This window comes from Streptomyces sp. NPDC050658, assembly GCF_044457025.1.
Lineage (GTDB): Bacteria > Actinomycetota > Actinomycetes > Streptomycetales > Streptomycetaceae > Streptomyces.
Window position 1 is genome coordinate 70,205 of sequence record NZ_JBITGM010000015.1, and the last position, 18,931, is coordinate 89,135.

Genomic DNA, 18,931 nt, shown 5'->3' on the forward strand with positions numbered 1-18,931 from the left:
ATGGCGGCGCCTCCCGTGAGTGCGAGGCACGTGGTACTGAGAACGAGGGCACGCTTCAACCGTTGAAGCACGATTTTTTCCTTTCTGCTGAAATGTCGGCTCGTGGTGCGGGGATTTTTTACTGCCGACACCCTGCTGCGGCAACGCTGCCGCCGGCATGAAGTCCGGATTCCGATCTGCCAAGCCCGGAATTCGGCGAAGTCGACTGACCCCATGGCCGGGCCTTTCCTGACCTCTTCTGAAGTGCTGATGCCGCGAGCAGGCCGGAGCTGACACTGGCCGATACAGATCTGTTCCAGCACCGGGCGCGCGGATGGAACTTCGAAAGTTCCATGCGTACGGTCGTCAACGTCGGTGTGCGGAGCTGTTTGAGAGGGAAACTGAAGCGGCGTGGCTCGGCCAGAGACCTGAGTCGTTGGTGCGTCGTGTAATGACTACGAGGCGTCCGGGGCTGCGTCTGGCCGGGCTGGTGTTGTCCGAGCTCGTCGTCAGCCGCCGACTCTCCCTCTTTCCCCGAGGGGGCCCTTCCGCGCGGTCCTACGCATGTTCACCCCACGGCCACCCGCCTTCGACGGGACGTATCTACTGCCGCCGGTACACCGCAACTGGGCGCAGGGTGTTGTCGGGGAGGGCTCGCTGATCGGCAGGGCGTGCGGTCACGGTCGCCGTGAACCCGGCCTTGGCGGCCGGGTGTTCTGTGATGACGGCGTGCAGGGTGAAAGTGCCAAGTTGCCCGCCGGCGGTGAGGCGCGGGGCGGTGGCGATACCGTGCCGGTCGGTGGTGACGGTGGCCTCGCGAGTGCCGTCGGGGAAGTGGGCCTGGGTAGTACCAGTGATGGTGTAGCGGACCTTGATGCCGATGGCAGGGGTGTTGTCCATGCGGTGGGCGATGGTCCTGGCGGGCTCGGGAAAGTCCTCGTCGGCGGTTGCCGTCAGCTCGGTCGTCCTTACGGCAGTCAGGCGGCCGAGGGGCGCGGGGCGTGTGGGCGTCGTGGGTTTGGGTTTGGGTTCCGATCTGGGTTTGGGTTCCGGATTGGGCTTGGGCCTGAGTTCCGGATGAGGCTTGGGCTTGGCAGCGTGCTCATCGGGTGTCGTGGGTTGTGGGTCCGGCGGGCCGGACGTTGTCGCGTGGTTGCGAGGGGTCGGCGTATCGGCAGAGGCTTCGGGTGCGGAGCCGTCGCGGGCCTCGCTGCCCGTGGGACGGGTCGTGTGCTGTTGGTAGTAGCGCATCCAGGCCAGCACCGTATTCACGTACTGACGTGAGTTGTTGTAGCTGAGAACCGCCCGGTCCCGGTCCACGGCAGCGGACAGGTCGCGGTCACCGGTGCACAAGTACAGGCCGGTGGCGAGGGCCGCGTCGTGGATGTTGCCGGGGTCGCGCTTGCCGTCGGCGTTGCCGTCCGCGCCCCAGGTCTTCCAGGTGGAAGGGATGAACTGCAACGGGCCGACCGCCCGGTCGAACTCGCTGTCGCCGTCCCACCGGCCGTTGTCGGTGTCGCGGATGAGGGCGAAGTCCTTCCCGTCCAAGCGGGGCCCGAGAATGGCGCGTCTCGTGGTGCCGTCGGGGGCGAGGCCGTAGCCCTGGGCATGCACGGATTCCACGCGGCCGATCCCGGCCAACAGTTCCCAGGGCAGGTGGCAGGAAGGCTGGGTGGAATCCAGTATCTCGGCTGCCTTCTTGTATGCATCGAGCGCGACATCAGGGATACCTGTGGCGGCATCGGGAGCGGGCTCGGCGCCTGGTGTGGTGCCGGATTGCCCGTTGAGCGGGGGCAGTTCGGTGACGTACGGGCCGTGGGACTTGGACCGGTCGGATGAGGTCCCGGCGGGTGGCTCGCCGGCGTCGGCGGGCGGAGACGTGACGGCACCCGTGGCGGAGGCGAGGGTCGCGGCCAGGACGAGGGCGCAGGCGGCAGTGCGACAGGTCAGTGTGAGCGTGAGGGTGGGGGTGATGCGATGGTAGTTGCGGCGGTGGTGTTTGCGGCGTCGATGGCGTCCGTGGTGCACGAGGTGAAGTCCTGGGTCGTGGGGCAGTCGAGAGAGAATTAGTGGGTGGGGAGTTCGCGGGTGGGGAGGCTCTTGCGGGGCTCCCCACCCGTCATCCGGCTTACGCTTGGCTCGGCCGTCAGCCCAGGGCCGTCGTGCCGCTCCAGGCACCGATGCCGACACCGGCCGGATCACCGAGGCCGCCTGCCGTCAGCCGCGGGTAGAAGTTCAGCCCTTGGTCAGCGTTGTCGGTGGTGGACCACAGGTCGGGGACACCATCGTTGTCGGCATCCGCGGCCGAAGTGATCAGCGGCCGGGCTGCAGGGGTGAAGCCGGTGGCGGTCCGCTTGCGGTCTGCCTCGGCGCCGAGTCCTTCGCCGTTGGGTCCGGTGCCTTGGTAGGTGAACAGTTCGCCGGTACCGCGCCGACGGGCGAGGAGGTCGATGTGGCCGTTCTTGGTGACGTCGCCGGGGGCGGCGAGGTCGTGGTCGGACCAGCCGCCGTCGCCGATGAGGACGGGTTCGGCGTACTCGTCGAGGTAGCCCGAGGAGTGGCCGAAGTAGAGCCACAGGTGGTCACCTTCCTTGACCAGCAGGTCGGGGAAGGAAGGCAGGTCCCATGTGTCGGTGCGGCCGTTGCCGTCCAGGTCGGTGGGGCCGTCGACGTCGCCGATGGCCAGGATCTGGTCGGCGTTCTTGACGTGGTCGTCGGCCGGATCGTGCAGGTTCAGGTCCCGGCGTCCGTCGCCGCACGCGGAGCCGGTTGCTTCCTCGCCGTAGCTGGTGCAGGCGTAGCCGAAGCTGTTGTTGGGATGGACGTGCAGCTGTCGGCTGCCTTTGGCGCCGGTGGTGGCGATGAGGTCCTCGTGGCCGTCTTGGGTCCAGTCTCCGCGGCGGGTGATCAGGGAGCCGGTGAAGTCCTGGGTGCTGGCGGTGCCGGCGGTACCGATGCGGCCGTTGCCCTGTCCCGCGTACAGGCGCAGCTGTCCGGTGCCCTGCAGGGCGAGCAGGTCGGGGTTTCCGTCGCCGTTGAGGTCACCGGGCTTATCCGTCTTGCCGGTGGGGTTGGCGTAGAAGAGGTAGGTGCGGATGTCGGACTTGTTGTTGGCCTTGTCCAGGGACCGGGCGAAGACGCGCTGCGGGCCGGTCGAGGGAGGGGTGAGGTTGACGGTCGTGCTGCCACCTGTGGAAGAGGGGGTGGTGGAGCGGACTTGGGGGTCCCAGTCGGTCCAGTACTCGTACTTGGCGACGTCCTTGATGCCGGCGGCGGACAGCGTGAAGGTGCCCTCGGTGCGGGCCGGTGAGGTGTTCTCGGGCCAGCCGTCCTGGCCGTCGGGGAACTGGGCGGAGGCGATGCCGGGCGGGTTGCTTGGCCGGTTCGGGTCGAAGGCGAAGCGGCATCCGGGGGCTCCGCCGTTGGGGGTCCAGTCGGAGCCTGTCCGGCCGTCGCGGGCCTGGACCATCCACGAGTAGTTGCCGTTCGAGGCGCCGACGTGCTGTGACAGCAGGTTCTTGGACACGGTGGTGCGGGCGATGCCGCCGGAGGTGACCTTGACGTCCCGGTTCACGACGGTGCCGGGGCCGGTGTCGTGCTTGCCGGTGGGCCACAGTTGGAAGCGCGCAGTGACGCTGCCGCCGTCGGGGTCGGAGACCTTCGCGGTCAGCTGCACATCGGTGTTGCCGACCGTGGCGTAAATGCCTTTGTCACCGCAGGTGTTGTTGATTCGGGTGCTGGGCACCGTGTCCAGGCTGGATGGCCTGTTCGGCACGGAGTTGTACTCGGTGGACAGCACGGCAGTGGAGGCGTCGAACTTCTTCCACGCATAGATGTCGCTCTCACTGGCGCGCAGACCGAAGGCGAGTTTGTCCCAGTTCTTGGACGCGGCCTGTGTGGTGGCGCCCTTGACGTCGAATTCCAGGTTTCCGGCCGGACACGAGGACGACCAGCCCTTGGCGGCGGTGACGGTGGCGTACTTCGTTCCCCAGGTGGGCTGCTTGTTCCACGTGGTGGCCGAGGAGATCGCACCGGTCAGCCATGCCTCGACGGGCTTCTTGGTGCAGGACCAGGAGTGCGTGTTCTTGATGCGCAGGGTGGACTTGGCGATCTGCTTGCCGTGCAGCTTGCGCGGGTCGAACTGGACGAAGGAGCGCCATGTGCCGCCGGTCTCCGGCTCGTGGCCGACTCTGGCGATCTTCGAGGAGTGGTTCCAGTACGAGGTGGTGGGGTGCTGCTTGTCGACCGCTGTCCAGCCCAGGCGAGGGCTGGAGACAGTCGGGTCGATGTACACGGGGAAGATGGTGTCCGGGTCGGACAGCACCTTCTGATCCGGTGTCACGACGAGTTCGCCGGCGGTGGCCTTGAGGGGCATACGGGTGGTGGCGGCGCCGTAGCGGGGTTCGAAGAGGTCCTCGCCGGGCCTGGCGGGGCTGCTGCGGTGCTTGTCCGACAGGGCGGCGACATCCTTGGCCTTGGTGGCGGACAGCTCTGTGTCGGGGACACCGGCCGAGTCCCACATCTCAGGAGCCGGGGCGGTGAACACTTCCTGCCCGGCGGGGTTCACCGCGGTGAGGTTGCCGGTCTGGTCGGTGCGCACCCTCACTCCGTCGGCGTCGAGACCGTAACGGACCTGCTTGAGCAGGGGGTTGTCGGCGGCCTCACGGGTCTTGACCACAAGGAGTTGCTGATACCCGTCCACGCCCGCCTGCATGCGCAGGTCGATGCCCGGCGCGACGTCCGGGTAGAGGGCGGTGTCCCCCTCCAGGCGCGGAGATGGCAGCTTGCCGGGCCAATCCACCGTCAGGGAACGGTCGTTGCGGGTGATCTTGACCAGCGGGGCGTCGCCGCCTGCCGAGAACTCCAGGCCGACGTCGACGGCTTGGGGGCGGACGACGCCGCCCTCCCGACGCAGGGTGGTGTCGACGCCGACCAGTGAGTTGTTCTGCCTCACACGGACCGGAGCCGCCGCTGCTTCTTCCGTGAAGGTGCCGTCCGGGTTGGCGTAGACGGTGTCGAACTGGGTGCGATGGGAGAGCACTTCGACCCGCTCACCTGTCCGTGCGGCCTTGAGCGATGCGGCCGTCTCCGGATCCGCGCCCGGTGCCTGCCCCTGACTGGTCTGCTCGGGCGCGGCGGAGGCTTGCGACGCGGCCAGGACCGGAACGGTCAGAACCGGAACAGCCAGGGCCGTGGCCAGCGCCCAGGCCAACGATATGTGCGGTAACGCACGGCGGGAGTTTCGGGGTGGACGGCCCGTTTTCAACACGGTTTCCCTTCACGGAAATTTGGATGCCACGGATCAGCACAGCGGAACGTACCTCAAACCGAGCCACAGACCAGTCCGTGCAATGCGGCTCAGATATCTGGAGTGGCTTTGGTCCCTGCCATTCGGGACCTTCATCCTTTCCCGTCGGCCGAACGTCCTTACGCGTGAGAAGCGCCTGGGGATTGGTCAGAAGGCAGGTAAAGCCTGTGTAATCTCTGAGCGGATCATTCGTACGCCTTGGGGAGAGGTCTGCGTCGTGTTATTTGCTGCCGTCCGTGCTGAAGTCGACGGACCACCGGGCAAGCTGCCCAAGGGGGCACGGTGGCGTCGAGGTGGAGCGCGGACCGTCACGACGCTTACCTCAGCCGCACTACTGGTGGGGTTGCTGTCCGCTGAGGCCCTGGCCATCTCGCCACTGGCGCTGCCGGATCTGCAGGAGACGCCGCCGGTGCCGGTCTCGAAGGTGGGCGGCGCCAAGGCCTCACCCAAGTCCTTACCCAAGGACGAGACGGCGGGCGAGGAATGGAAGAGCATTCCTGACGCCGCTTGGCCAAAGGCCGGTAAAGCCAAGGCGAATGTGGTCGGCCGGGGCGCAGCCGACCTGAAGGCCGGTGCGGTTCCGGTCCGAATAGCGCAGGCACCCGCCCCGCGCGGCGCCCGGAATGCAGATCCTGTGAAGGGCGAGGTCGGCGTCGAAGTTCTGGATCGAAAGGATGCCGAACGGGCCGGAATCGACGGCCTCGTCCTGGCCGTCGATTCCGCCGGCGGGAACGCCCAATTGTCCGTCGACTACGGCGCGTTCCGCAATGTCATCGGCGGTGACTGGGCCTCCCGCCTGACCCTCGCGGAGCTGCCGGAGTGCGCCCTGTCCAAGACCGGCAAGGGCAAGGGCAATGGCAAGGACAGGGACAGGGACAGGGACAGGGACAAGGGTGACTGCACCCCGACCCCACTCCAAGGAGTCGACAACGACGACGCCAAGTCCCAGCTGACGACCCGGGTGGCCCTTGAGAGCGCTCCCGTCTCGGAGACGGACAAGGAGGCGGACGCGCCGTCGACGAGCGCGGCGCGCAAGCCCCCGAGGGCCCGCACCCTGTTCGCCGTGACATCGAAGTCGGCGGGCTCCAGCGGCGACTTCAAGGCAACCTCGCTGTCCCCGTCGGGCAACTGGCAGGCCGGTGACTCCTCCGGCGCCTTCACCTGGTCCTACGCCCTGGAAACCCCCGGCGTCGCGGGAGATCTGGGACCCGAGCTGTCCCTCGAGTACTCCTCGACCGCCGTAGACGGGCGTACCGCGGCCACCAACAATCAGGCCAACAACGTCGGTGACGGCTTCACTCTGGAGCCCGGCTTCATCGAGCGCCGCTACAAGGCATGCAGCGCCGACATGACGGGTGGCACGAACAAGGCCAAGAACGGCGACTTGTGCTGGGGCGGCGACAATGCCGTCCTCTCCCTGGGAGGCGCCACCAACGAGCTGGTGAAGGACGACAAGACCGGCGTCTGGAAGCTCAAGCATGACGACGGCAGCAAGGTCGAACTCCTCAAGGACACCTCGCTCGGCAACGGCGACGACGACGGCGAGTACTGGAAGGTCACCGACGCGTCCGGCGTGCAGTACTTCTTCGGCCGCCACAAGTTGCCGGGCTGGTCCGACGGCAAGGAGACCACCGGTTCCACGTGGACGGTTCCGGTGTTCGGCAACCACTCCGGCGAGCCCTGCCACAAGTCCGACTTCGCCTCCGCGTGGTGCCGGCAGGCATGGCGCTGGAACCTGGACTACGTGGTGAACCCGCACGGCGACGCGATGGCCTACTACTGGTCCAAGGAGGAGAACCACTACGGCCGCAACGTCCAGCTCTCCACGGGCAAGTCGACGGCGACCTCCTACACGCGCGGCGGCTACCTCAAGCGCGTCGAGTACGGGCTGCGCTCCGACAACCTCTACACCGGCACCCCCGCGGCGAAGGTCACCCTCAACACGGCGGAGCGGTGCGTGGCGTCCGGCTCGTTCGACTGTGCGACCGACAAGTTCACCGCCGCCAACGCCAAGAACTGGCCGGACGTGCCGTTCGACCGGTACTGCGCGCCCGGCACCGAGTGCAAGAACCGCTACAGCCCCTCGTTCTGGTCACGTAAGCGCATCGCGTCCATCACCAGCGAGGTCCGCGTCGGCAACGCGTACGAGAAGGTCGACTCCTGGGCCTTCGACCACAGCTTCCCCTCCACCGGCGACGGTTCCTCACCTGCCCTGTGGCTGAATTCGATCAAGCGAACCGGCTACACGGGAGGCACCGCGACGGCGCTGCCGCCGATCACGTTCATCGGCAAGCAGCTCGCCAACCGCGTCGACGGCACCGGAGACGGCATTCCGCCGCTGATCCGCTACCGGGTGCAGGCGATCGAGAACGAGATGGGCGGCACCATCGCCGCCACCTACAGCGCCCCCGAATGCAGCCCTGGCAGCCTGCCGTCGGACACCGGCAACACCAAGCGCTGCTACCCGGTGTACTGGTCGTCGGCGGACGCCCCCGGAGACGACTACAAGCCGGTCAAGGACTGGTTCCACACCTACGCCGTCACCCAGGTCCGCGAGGAGGACAAGGTCGGCGGCAGCATCGCCAAGCAGACCGACTACGCCTACACCGGCGGCGTGGCATGGGCCAAGAGCGACGACGCCTTCACCGAGGCCAAGTACCGCACCCATTCGGACTTCCGCGGCTACGCCCGCGTGACGACGACAGTCGGCACCGGCGACGACGGCGCCAAGCAGGTCAGTGAGGCCCGCTATTTCCGGGGCATCCCCGGCGCGAAGGTCGCCGACAGCGAGGGCAACGAGGCCGATGACCACCCCGCCTTCGCCGGCATGACCCGGGACGAGGCCACCCTCAACGACGGGAAGATCATCGAGGCGTCCGCGTCGACCCCGTGGAAGTCGGCCGCCACGGCCGTCCACAAACGCGGCGACGGCCTGCCGGACCTGGAGGCTTTGCACGTCCAGGAGGCCCGGATCGAGGCCGGGCGTACCCAGGTCGGCACCTCCTGGCAGCGCACCAGACTCGAGCGCACCTTCGACTCCTTCGGCATGCTCACCCACGAATCCGATCTGGGCGACACCGCCAAACCCGGGGACGAGACCTGCACGTCGACCACCTACGCCCGCAATGCGGCGAAGAACATGCTGGAGTTCGCCTCCGCGGTCAGGACCGTGGCCAGGGCATGCGGCACCGACCCCGAACTCCCCGACGACCTGATCTCCGAGACACGCACCTATTTCGACGGCAAGAGCCTGGGAGCGGGCCCGGACAAGGGTGATGCCACCCGGGTCGACGAGCAGAACGCCGACGGCACCGGATTCGTCACGGTGGAGAAGAACACGGTCGACCAGCACGGCCGCGTCACCGCAACGCTCGACGCCGCCGACCGGAAGACCACCACCGACTACACCCCCACCACCCTGTACGCGGTGACCAAGCAGGTCACCATCAACCCGCTCGGCCACACCGATACAGCGGAGCACGACCCGGGCCGTGGTGCGCCGGTGGCGTCGGTCGACGCGAACGGCAAGCGCACCGACGCGGTCCTGGACGGCCTCGGCCGCACCGTGCGGGTATGGGAGCCGGGCTGGTCCAAGAAGGACCACGCGGACACCCCCAGCCGCCGGTTCGCCTACGCGGTGACCAAGACCGGCCCGAACGTGACCGAGACCAAGTCACTCCAGCACAACGGGAGTTACCGCACCGAGTACGCCATCGCCGACGGCCTGGGCCGCGAACGCGAGACGCAGGCACCCTCGGCGACCGGTCAGGGCCGGATCATCACCGAGAAGCTGTACGACTCGCGCGGCCTGGAGTGGAAGTCCTACGACGGCTACTACGCGAGCGGCGACCCGTCCGGCGGACTCGTGACCGGCGACGACACCAAGACACCGAAGACGACCCGCACCACATACGACGGTGCGGGCCGGCCCACGGTACAGATCAAGGAGAAGTACGGGGACGAAGTCTCGCGCACGACAACCCGGTACGGAGGCGACCGGGTGACGGTGATCCCGCCCAAGGGCGACACCGCCACCACCACCGTGACCGACGTGCGGGACCAGACCACGGAGCTGATCCAGTACACGAACGCGGACCGCACCCTGTCCCAGTCGACGAAGTACACGTACACGCCGTCGGGCAAGCTGCGGACGGTCACCGATCCGACCGGCGCGAAGTGGACGTACCACTACGACCACCGCGACCGCGCGATCAAGGTGGAGGACCCGGACAAGGGTCCGTACACCACCACGTACGACCATCTTGACCGCCCCACCACTGTCACCGACGCGGACGGCAAAACCCTGACGACGGGCTATGACGCCCTGGGCCGCAAGACGTCCCTCAAGCAAGGTGACACGGTCCGGGCCACCTGGAGCTACGACACCCTGGCGAAGGGCCGGTTGACGAAGTCGGTGCGCCACGAGGGCGGGCAGGACTACATCAACGAGATCACGGCACTCGACGACCGCTACCAGCCGACCGGCACCAAGGTCACTGTCCCCGCCCGGGAAGGAACCCTGGCCGGTACCTACGCCTTCACGTCCGGGTACAACGCGCAGACCGGCCTGCAGGACTGGCTCCGCCAACCGGCCCTGCCCGGCCAGATATCCGAGAACCTCACCTATCGCTACGGCCCCCAGGACCAGTTGGTCGGCGCCGTCACGACCGCCTCCGTCCTGATCAACAACCGGACGTACGACCCGTACGGCCACGTGCTGCGCACCGAGTACGGGCGCAAGGGCCAGAAGGTGTGGCAGACGAACGAGTACGACGAGCACACCGGCAACGTGGCCCGCACCACCACCGACCGCGAAACCGGCCCCTCGCGCATCGACGACATCCGCTACACCTTCGACACCGCCGGCAACATCACCCGCCTCAACACCACCTCCGGCCAGGACGAGGAACGCTCCACCGACACCCAGTGCTTCACGACCGACGCACTGCGCCGCATCACCAACGCCTGGACGGCAACCGACAGTTGCAAGGCCCAGCCCGATGCGGACGGCGGAGACGGCGGTGACCGGCCCGAGGTCGGCGGCCCGGACGCGTACTGGCACTCCTACACCTACGACGCCATCGGCAACCGCCAGACCGAGACCCAGCACAAGGTCGAGGGCAGCGCGCTGACGCCCCACGACATCACGCGCACCTACCACTACGGCCAGAACGGCGCGACCAAGCGCCGGCTGACAGGCGTCGAAACCGAGGAGTCGGGCAAGCAGCCCAAGACCACCACCGACACCTACGCGTACGACAAGACCGGCAACGCGACCAAGCGCACCCTCGACGGCACCGCTCAGGACATGACGTGGAACCCGGAAGGCCACCTGGAGACGGCCACCCTGTCGGGACAGAAGACGGAATTCGTCTACGACGCCGACGGCAACCGGCTACTGGCCAAGACACCTGCACGCAACACGCTGTATCTGCCGGGCGGAAACGAACTGATAGCCGAAGCCAACGGCACGAAGTCATCGACCCGCTACTACGAGGCGGGCGACGAAACAGTCGCGGTCAAGACCGACAACCAGACCAGCATCCTCCTCAACGACCACACCGGCACCGCCACCGCTGCCGTCCTCCTGGCCGCGGGCCAGACCGTCACCCGCCGCAGGATGAAAGTCTTCGGCACACCGCGCGGCCAGCAGAACATCAACTGGCCCGGAAACCGCGGCTTCGTCGGCGGCACGATCGACAACACCGGACTCACCCACCTCGGAGCCCGCGAATACGACCCCCAACTCGGCCGTTTCATATCGGTCGACCCCGTCATCGACACGGCTGACCCACAACAGATGCACGGCTACACGTACGGCAACAACAACCCCCTCATCCACACCGATCCCGACGGCAAGTTCTTCGGCAGCTTCGTCAAGAAGATCAAGAAGACGATCAAGGCGACCGTCAGGGTGGCCAAGAAGGCCATCAGGCGCTACACGCGCTGGTACAGCAGGCTCAAGCCCTACCAAAAGGCACAGGTCCAGATCGCACACGCTTCCCGAGGGGTCAGCCACAGGTGGTTCGCCGGCATCGAAAAGGCCAGAGCAAAGGCCAAGGCAGACGCCGCGGCCCGCGCGGCCCAGAAACGGGCTGACGCACAGCGACGCAAGGAAGACGAGGCCAAGAAGGCGTCGCAGCCCTGGTACAAGAGAGCTGGCGGATGGCTCATGGACAAGGGCAACAGGCTAGCTCAGAGCTTTAGTGGGGACACCACTGGCATGTGCCTCAGCGGCTCGGTTGGGATCGGCTTCGGCGGGACGGCGTCTTTGTGTTTCGTCAGCACACGTCGGCCGGATGGCAAGAGTGACTACGGGTTCAGCTTCAGCAAGGGGTCTGAGACTCCATCAGCTGGCGGCAATTTGGGCATTACATTCATGAGTAGTAACGCCACAGACTTTGAACAATTGCGCGGCGATGGCTGGGGCGGCACGCTGACCGGCGCTTACGGAGTCGGTGGAACCTTTAGTCACGAAAGAGCCATCGGGGCGGTAAATAGTCGTGGCGAACCAGTGGGAACTACAAATGTTGGCCTAGTAGGCGGCTTCAGCGCCGAAGCGGGTGTCACGACATCGCACGACACGCAGGTGGGGCGAATTGGGGACATATTCAAGTGGTAAGCAGAATCCAGACTCTCGACGCTGGTGAACTTATGACATTCGCCGGACGCGTCTCCTCACAAGTAAGTCCTATCGATTTCGTAATTCCCGGCATCCTGTTCTCCGTCGGCTTGTTTCTGGCGTTCAATATTGCCGATTCGTCGACTCGATTCTATTCACTACTGATGGCAACACTTCCCGGCCCGACGGATAGGGTGTCGCCACGAATTCTCCGCCTGGTTGGTTGCGTCCTTGCATTCTTGGGAGCAATCGGACTGATCCTCGCAGTTCGTAGACTTATTTCATGAGCTCGGGGTAATGGGAACGCTCCCATGGCAACGCTACCCGGCCCGGCAGATACACGTAGGTCTACTTTCAAATCGAGGTATACGTTGAGTGGAGCACCGGTGATACTGCGAAGGAAATGGTCTGCCAGGGCAGGGGTTGTTGCGGCCGCGGTAGTGCCCGGCTACATGGTGCACCTTGCGTACAACGCGGACGATCCGCTGCTTCCTTGGGGACCTGTGCGCGCAGGGCTGGTCGGGGGATTTATAGGGCTACTTGCGTGGCGCGCGTCGGCAATTCCTTGTGTTGTCGTCTCGGCTGATCGGATCACAATTTTTGGCCCCCTGTCTCGGGCAGACGTGGCACTCCGGGACATCGCGTATGCCGAGGGGAACGGCGGACTGGCGATTCATCTGAAAGATGGGCGAAGTGAATACCCTTGGGCCTTCAGTTCTTCGTTGCTGGACATGGGGCGCAGCCGGAGGGCGGCAGATGAGATCAACGCCGCAGTGGAGAGCGCACATGCCCGAGAGGTCTCTAGTGAAAGCTGTCGGGGAATGTCCCGATCGCTTACCTTGCCGTGGAAGTAAGCAGTCGCGTTCGTCGTTATATGCACAGGGATGTGCTTCCTGGCGGTGGCGGTGGGTCGTTGATATCTCGATGGGCAGAGGAATTTTAATCGCCACAGATTTCGCACAACTCCGAGATAAACCACGAAAGGGCGATTGGCACGGTCGCCAGGAGAGGTGAACCGTGACGGGCCTACGTTGCCCGCAGGCATCCCGAAGTGGCCTTCCTGCCCGGCCGGTTGTCCCGCTCCACGATCTGGCCGAAGGGTGGCGAAGACCGGTATCGACGGCCTGGCTGGCGAGTGCGAAGGCAGCCTCGAGGCGTTCGCAGGGCGAGGAGCCGACCGCGATGTCGAGCACCACAGGGGCTTGCCCTCAGTGCCTCCTCGGGCCGCGCGCCGGTCGACGTGCCGGCCCCCGCGGGCGAGCGCTTCCATGGACCTCAGCCGTGCGTACGCGACCATCGTTAGTCAGGCAGACCAGAACCCTCGTCCCTCACGGCAGGGAGAATCTCAAGGTCAGGACATGACCCGCTGATGGATCGCGGTGACGACTCTGCGGGCAGACATGAATGCGCCGTGCTGCCAGGCGATGGCATTCGAGAGGTGGTCGCCGGCGAAATAGATGCGCCCGACGGGTTCGAGCAGCTTCTTGAACTCGGGTGTTGTGATTCCTCCGTGGTTGTACCCGGCTCCTTCCCACGATGCCCATGCCGTCTCGGAGTACTTCAGCCGACGCCAGCTTCCCGAGAACGAGGATGTGACGTTCTTCCGGTACACGTCACCGTGGATCTCCGCACCCTGTTCCAGGGCCTTGGCCAGCCGCCTCTTGTGCGTCAGAGATTCGAAGACCTCGTGTGCGCGACCGAAGTTGTAGTACCCGACGACCACTCCTCGGTCGGCGTTGTAGTGCTCGAAGGGGTACATGATCTGACCGATCTCCTTGTCGGTGTGGCTGGCACCTCCGAAGATCCTGTGATCGAGCTCCCACCAGCGCCGGGAGTACTCGATGGCGAGTTTCCCCGAGGCGAAGGGCCGGGCTGCCTGTTGTGCGCGCAGCACATCGGCGGGCAGGTTGTTCCGCAGGCGGCCGACCAGATTGGGCGGGATGGTGCAGACCACGTAGTCGGCGTCGAGAGACCGTTGCTCTCCCCCGAGCTTGTATTGGACGCGTGCACCCGACGACGTGTTGTGCAAGGCGGTCACCTCAGCACCGTAAATGATCCTGTGGGCGCCGATCCGATCCTGGAGGGCGTGGTAGATGCGGTCCATGCCGCCGATGGGCGTGAACATCATCATCGCCTGGTTGTAGTCGAATTCGAAGGCGAAGTTCCGCCCGATGCCCGAGCGGATGACATCTGACATCGCATACGGCTTGGTCTCAGCGGCGACGACATCCCCCGGACCTGGTTCCGTGCTGTAGCCGCGGCGGGCGGAACCCAGGTAGCGTCCGTCGCCCGAAAGATCGCCGAAGGCGGACAGAAACTCCGACAGGGCCTCCTTGTCCTCCCGGCTCAGTACCTGGTCGAGCGCGCCCTGATGGGTGGCCTTGTGGAGCAGCTCCGCCACGTACCCATAAGTGTCCGCCTTGGCTGCCCGGTAGGTGATCGAGGCCTTCGACAGTGCCGTATCACCTGTGTAGTTGACCATCGCGTTGGCGTTCTGGTTGGGAAACGCCTGTAGCTGCACACCCAACTCGCGGCAGTAGTCGATGGTGATGTGGCCTTGTGGTATGCGTGTCCCGCCCAACTCGAAGATGTGTCCCGTCGAGAACGTGCATGTCTGTGTCTCGCCGTTCAGGTCGGTTTCGGTGGCTCCTTTGCGGACCGTCCAAATGCGGCCGCCCGGTCGGGTGCGCGCCTCGAGAATGGTGATGTGGTATCCGGCTTTGCGCAGTTCGTACGCCGTGCAAAGTCCGGCCGCGCCCGCACCGAGGATCGTGACTCTCGGTGCGTTCTTGACCCGACCGATGATGAGGTCGTCCATCGAAGGGCTCCGGAAGGAACGGGAAGGCACGGCGGTGGCGTCGGGCGCCAGACCGATGGTGGCCATGGCGCCGTAGGCGAGCCCGGCACCGCCGCTGACGCCGAGTCCTTGTATGAACGATCGTCGTGTGACAGCCACTTGGTGTTCCTCCTTGCGTCGTCCGCGACGCGCGGCCAGATGTTCTCAAAAGTGTTGGTTCAGACGTGATGGGTGCTGTCGAAGGGCTGTGAGAGCGACCCCGGACAGCGGCCCTGACCCGTCGGTGCAGGGTTTTGTACGACCGGTTCAGCGATCTGCGGCGACAGTCAGCTGCTGGAGAGTGGGTGCCGTCCATCCGTGGCGCCAGGTGGGCGAGCCGACCAGCACGAGCCGCGGGTGTTGGCGAAGGGCGGCCATCGTCGCCCGCAGAATGGTGCGGGCAAGATGCGTCCCTGGGCAGTAGTGCATGCCGAACCCGAAGACCATGTCGTCGCGGGGCAATCGAGTGCAGTCCAAGCGGTCCGGCTCCGGGAACACCAGGGGGTCGTGATTGGCGGAGTACAGCGAGACAATGGCTGCTTGCCCGGCTGGGATCAACGTGTCGCCTATGGATACATCCTCTGTGGCCAGCCGAGGGGTCAGGGAAGTCGGGTAGCGCTCAAATCTCAGGAGTTCCTCGACTGCTGGTTCTACTCGTGAAGGGGACTCTCGAATGAGCTGTTCTTGCGCAGGGTCGCCGGAGAGCGCAAGGACGCTGTGTGAAATTCTGCGAGACGCTTCCTGCCAACTGACGACAAGGAGGCCACGGATCAGCTCGCTGATGTCGGTGTGGGTCAGTCCGCCGGCCTCATTGATGGACGCAAGGCGCCCGAGGAGCGTGCTGCGGTCTTCCTGTGCCCCTTGCTGGTCGAGGAGATACTTGGACCGCTGGGTCAGGCGTTCCTGCGCTTCCTGTAGTTCTTCTTGCCGGGCTCGGCTGATCCCGAAGACGACGTCGGCGTCCTCAGCCAGTTCTTGCATGAACGAGAGCGAAGTTCCGATGAGCCGGCTCATGACCGTCATGGACAGGGGGCGGGCCATCTGAGTCACCAGGTCGAATGGGGAGTTGAGGGCAATCAGCGATCCGAGCCTGTCAAACGCCAACTTATAGATCCAGGGCGCTGCGTCTTTGGCTTGTTTGGGGCTAAAAAAGGGTGCCAGGGCGCGACGAATGGAAAGGTGTGCAGCCTGGTTCCTCGGTTCAAGAGTTTGCCGCGCCAACTGTGTGGGAGTGGCCGCGATTCCCGCCGCCGCGGCGGCCGATCGGGACATTCTGGGATCGGCGAGTACGGAACTGATTTCGGCATGTCCACACACCATGAGCATGTGCTGTTTGGTCGGTACTTCCACCGGCGCAATTCTGGAACGTGCCAATCTGTGTTTGATTTCTCCGGGCTCAAGCCACGGGTACGAGTCGAGTGGGGGTGCAGTGCCAGAAGTCAGTTCCATGAGCTTTTTGCCTTTCGTGACGGCCGACCTGCAGAGCCGAGAGTAAATAGAGCAGAAGAGGATCTACTTTCGATTCTCCATGAAATGCCGTTGGCACATTCTTTTGCGGCGCGCATCCAATAGGATCACAGCGCCCAGCACGAACTGCTTTAGGCTACGAATGAGATTCTCCCAGTCGTCGCGGCGTTTCATATGTGCAAGCGGCCGCTCCACATCTTTGTTCCCCTGTTGACGGGGGACCAGAATGCAGGGTCCTCGGTTTGGAAGAGAACGGATGTGAGATGCGCTTGAGTAGAGCGAAAAATCACGCAACACTTCAACGGCGACTACGCGCATGAAGACAGTCGCCAGACGGCGTGCTGGACAAGGGCGGTTCCCCGGCATGCCGAAGGGGATATAGGTTTGATCTCTGGGAGTGAGATCGAGCCATCGCTCAGGATTGAAGATGCCGGCGTCCGGAAACCCCGATCTCTGATACTTTTCAAAGTCGAAGCACAGAACCGAACCGGCGGGGATGACACCATCTTCGACGGGGATGTCGGCAGTAGTGACGCGCTGAGCGACTCCGAACAGTGGGTACATTCGCAAGGTTTCTCGCACCGCCCTTTCCGAGAAGGCGACATCACCAGGAGACGAGGCCATCCGCTGCTGGCTGTCCGGGTTCTGTGCGAGTGCCAGGATGAGGTGACTGGCAGCTTCGGCCAGTTGGCCGACGCCGGTGCCGAAGATGTTGCTCTGCAGATAGAGCGCACGGTCCTTCTCGTCGAGTGAAGCAGGGAGTTGGTGGACCGTCTTCCTGGACCGGATCTGACCAAGGAGATAGCTGGTCAGCACCGCGCGGCGGCGCATGTGCCTGAGTGAATTACATTTCAGGGCGTTAAGGACATCGTCCACATGATCGGTGATCGCATCACGAGCGCTGGGAGGACAGGGCGCTCCGAAAACCAGTTCATGAAAGAATTCTGCTGCCATGGGGGAAATAAGATCTCTGAGTCGCACGGTGATAAACGGAGAGTCAGGCAGCCGTGAAATTGCTCCCCGAGCACACCGGCGAGCAAGTTTTTCGATATGTTCGTTCCGTGCGGAGACGATGCTGCGCGTGCTCTGGGAGATCTCGTCATAGAGAGAACCGTTCTCCACCTGTTCTTGATGAGTATGAGCCCCGGGAGACACCCAATACCAGATGAGGTCGGACAGCTTTGACCCTTGTGCGCGCCCGCAGGCTGCGGGATGTGCGTACACCTTCTGCAACTGCGCAGCAGAGACTTTGGGGCCGGGGATGGAAACGCCGTCGTGTCCGTTGACGGCGGTGAACAGGCTCTTTCTGGCACGGATCACCAGCGGTGGAACCCATGACGAAGTGCGCTCCAGGATGAGTCCGCGTACACCGCTTGACCATTTGTAATTCATAATCCCTCGTGTAGTAGTCGGGACACTCGGGTGACCTGTTCCGGAGTGTTCATCAAGCCGGCGGCCAGACGGACCGCGGGCCGCACGTGATCCGGAGTGACCGTGCCATACACTCCGGCTTCTGCCAGACGGCCAAGTACGCTCCTGGCAGAGTCGTTTCCATAGTGAAAACACACCAACCCCGATGCCATCCGTGTGTCTTCTGGTGTCAGCAGTTTCACCTGCTCGACTGTTTTCAATTCTTCACGCATCATCGCGTTTAAGTGCAGAATCCGATCGGAAATCTGTTTCCTTCCGATGGCTTCATGAAACGCAACGGCGTCCGCCATCGCCAGACGATGTTCAATTGCCTGAAACCCGCCGGGAGAGAACCAGTGGGCCTGCGGTGAAGGCGACGGTCGGCCGGATTCGTGCGCCGACCAGTAGTCCGTCCATCGGTCGATGTCCGGGATGATGGCTGCCGAGCTGGGCATCAGATGTGACCAGGCGCCAGAGGCACCCCAGACGAAACCTGTACCGCTCGGAGCGAGCATCCACTTGTGGGTGCCAGCCACGAAAAAATCTATGCCGGATCGGGCGACATCCACGTCCTCGACTCCCAGCCCTTGAACACCGTCCACAACCGAAAGGCAATGGTCCTGCTCAGACCTCGATCGATTAACGCCGGAGACAACCTCGGCAATGAGCGCCAGAGGGAGCTTCACACCTGTTCGGGAGTCAACCCACGGGAGACCCACCACTCGCGTCCGCGGTCCGATCTCCGCGAGCAGGCGCTCGGCCGCTTCGTCGGCAGTGGCATGTCGAGGGTGGTCGTAAAGCCTGATCAAGCGACATCGTGCTCCGAAACGTGCCGCTGTCATCCGGGCAACTTCTTGGTGCACACCATGGTCGTGCACGGTCACGACCACTTCATCCGTGGGCTTGAGGCGGAGCCCGTTGTATACCGCAGCTAGCCCCGAGGTAGTGCTGGACGTCAACGCGATCTGGTCGGGGGACCCGCCTGTGTAGTGAGACAACGCCCGAAGGACGCGATGGTACAACGGGCCTACACCAAAGAACTCTTGCTCGGCCCACATGACATTTTGCGCCACTGCCGATCGAAATCTTTCCACAGCCGCCCTGACCGGCGTCGGCAACGTCGCCAGAAAGCAGCAGGTGAAATGAGCCTCATTGAGATCGAGTGCGAACTCTCGTCGCACGTCATTCCAATCAACCACAAGCCCTCCAATGGACATCGCGGGAAACCAGATATCGTCCGATGAGGGCCTTGACGTGCAAACGCCCGTGTTGCGACGCCTACTTGCTCCGCGAGAGAGGGGCGCACGAT

7 protein-coding genes are annotated in these 18,931 nt (G+C 64.6%); 1 reads left to right on the forward strand and 6 read right to left on the reverse strand.

Features of this window, described 5'->3' with window-relative positions; translation table 11 throughout:
• Positions 1 to 582: 582 nt before the first annotated feature.
• Complete coding sequence (locus ACIBKX_RS37120) at positions 583 to 2,007, reverse strand: lytic transglycosylase (RefSeq protein WP_363275679.1); 1,425 nt, start codon at positions 2,005 to 2,007, stop codon at positions 583 to 585.
• 118 nt (positions 2,008 to 2,125) lie between these two features.
• Positions 2,126 to 5,191 carry an FG-GAP-like repeat-containing protein gene (locus ACIBKX_RS37125; protein ID WP_363275680.1) on the reverse strand — a complete coding sequence of 1,022 codons (3,066 nt, stop codon included), beginning with the start codon at positions 5,189 to 5,191 and terminating at the stop codon, positions 2,126 to 2,128.
• 439 nt (positions 5,192 to 5,630) lie between these two features.
• Between ACIBKX_RS37125 and ACIBKX_RS37130 the strand changes: the two genes are divergently transcribed.
• A complete protein-coding gene (locus ACIBKX_RS37130; RefSeq protein WP_363275681.1) occupies positions 5,631 to 11,909 on the forward strand; it encodes an RHS repeat-associated core domain-containing protein in 6,279 nt (2,092 codons plus the stop codon).
• A 1,351-nt stretch (positions 11,910 to 13,260) separates the two neighbouring features.
• On the opposite strand, the gene ACIBKX_RS37135 is transcribed toward ACIBKX_RS37130, so the two are convergent.
• From ACIBKX_RS37135 to ACIBKX_RS37150, 4 genes are all read right to left on the reverse strand, one after another.
• Positions 13,261 to 14,865, reverse strand: coding sequence for an FAD-dependent oxidoreductase (locus ACIBKX_RS37135; RefSeq protein WP_363275682.1), 1,605 nt, complete (start codon positions 14,863 to 14,865; stop codon positions 13,261 to 13,263).
• Between the two features lie 147 nt (positions 14,866 to 15,012).
• Entirely contained in the window at positions 15,013 to 16,095 is a 1,083-nt protein-coding gene (locus ACIBKX_RS37140; RefSeq protein ID WP_363275683.1) for a cytochrome P450, read from the reverse strand.
• A gap of 162 nt (positions 16,096 to 16,257) precedes the next feature.
• Positions 16,258 to 17,604 (reverse strand): cytochrome P450, encoded by a 1,347-nt coding sequence (locus ACIBKX_RS37145; protein WP_363275684.1) that lies wholly within the window; start codon positions 17,602 to 17,604, stop codon positions 16,258 to 16,260.
• A complete protein-coding gene (locus ACIBKX_RS37150) occupies positions 17,601 to 18,821 on the reverse strand; it encodes an aminotransferase class V-fold PLP-dependent enzyme (RefSeq protein WP_363275685.1) in 1,221 nt (406 codons plus the stop codon). The genes ACIBKX_RS37145 and ACIBKX_RS37150 overlap by 4 nt, the downstream gene beginning before the upstream one ends.
• Positions 18,822 to 18,931 lie beyond the last annotated feature (110 nt).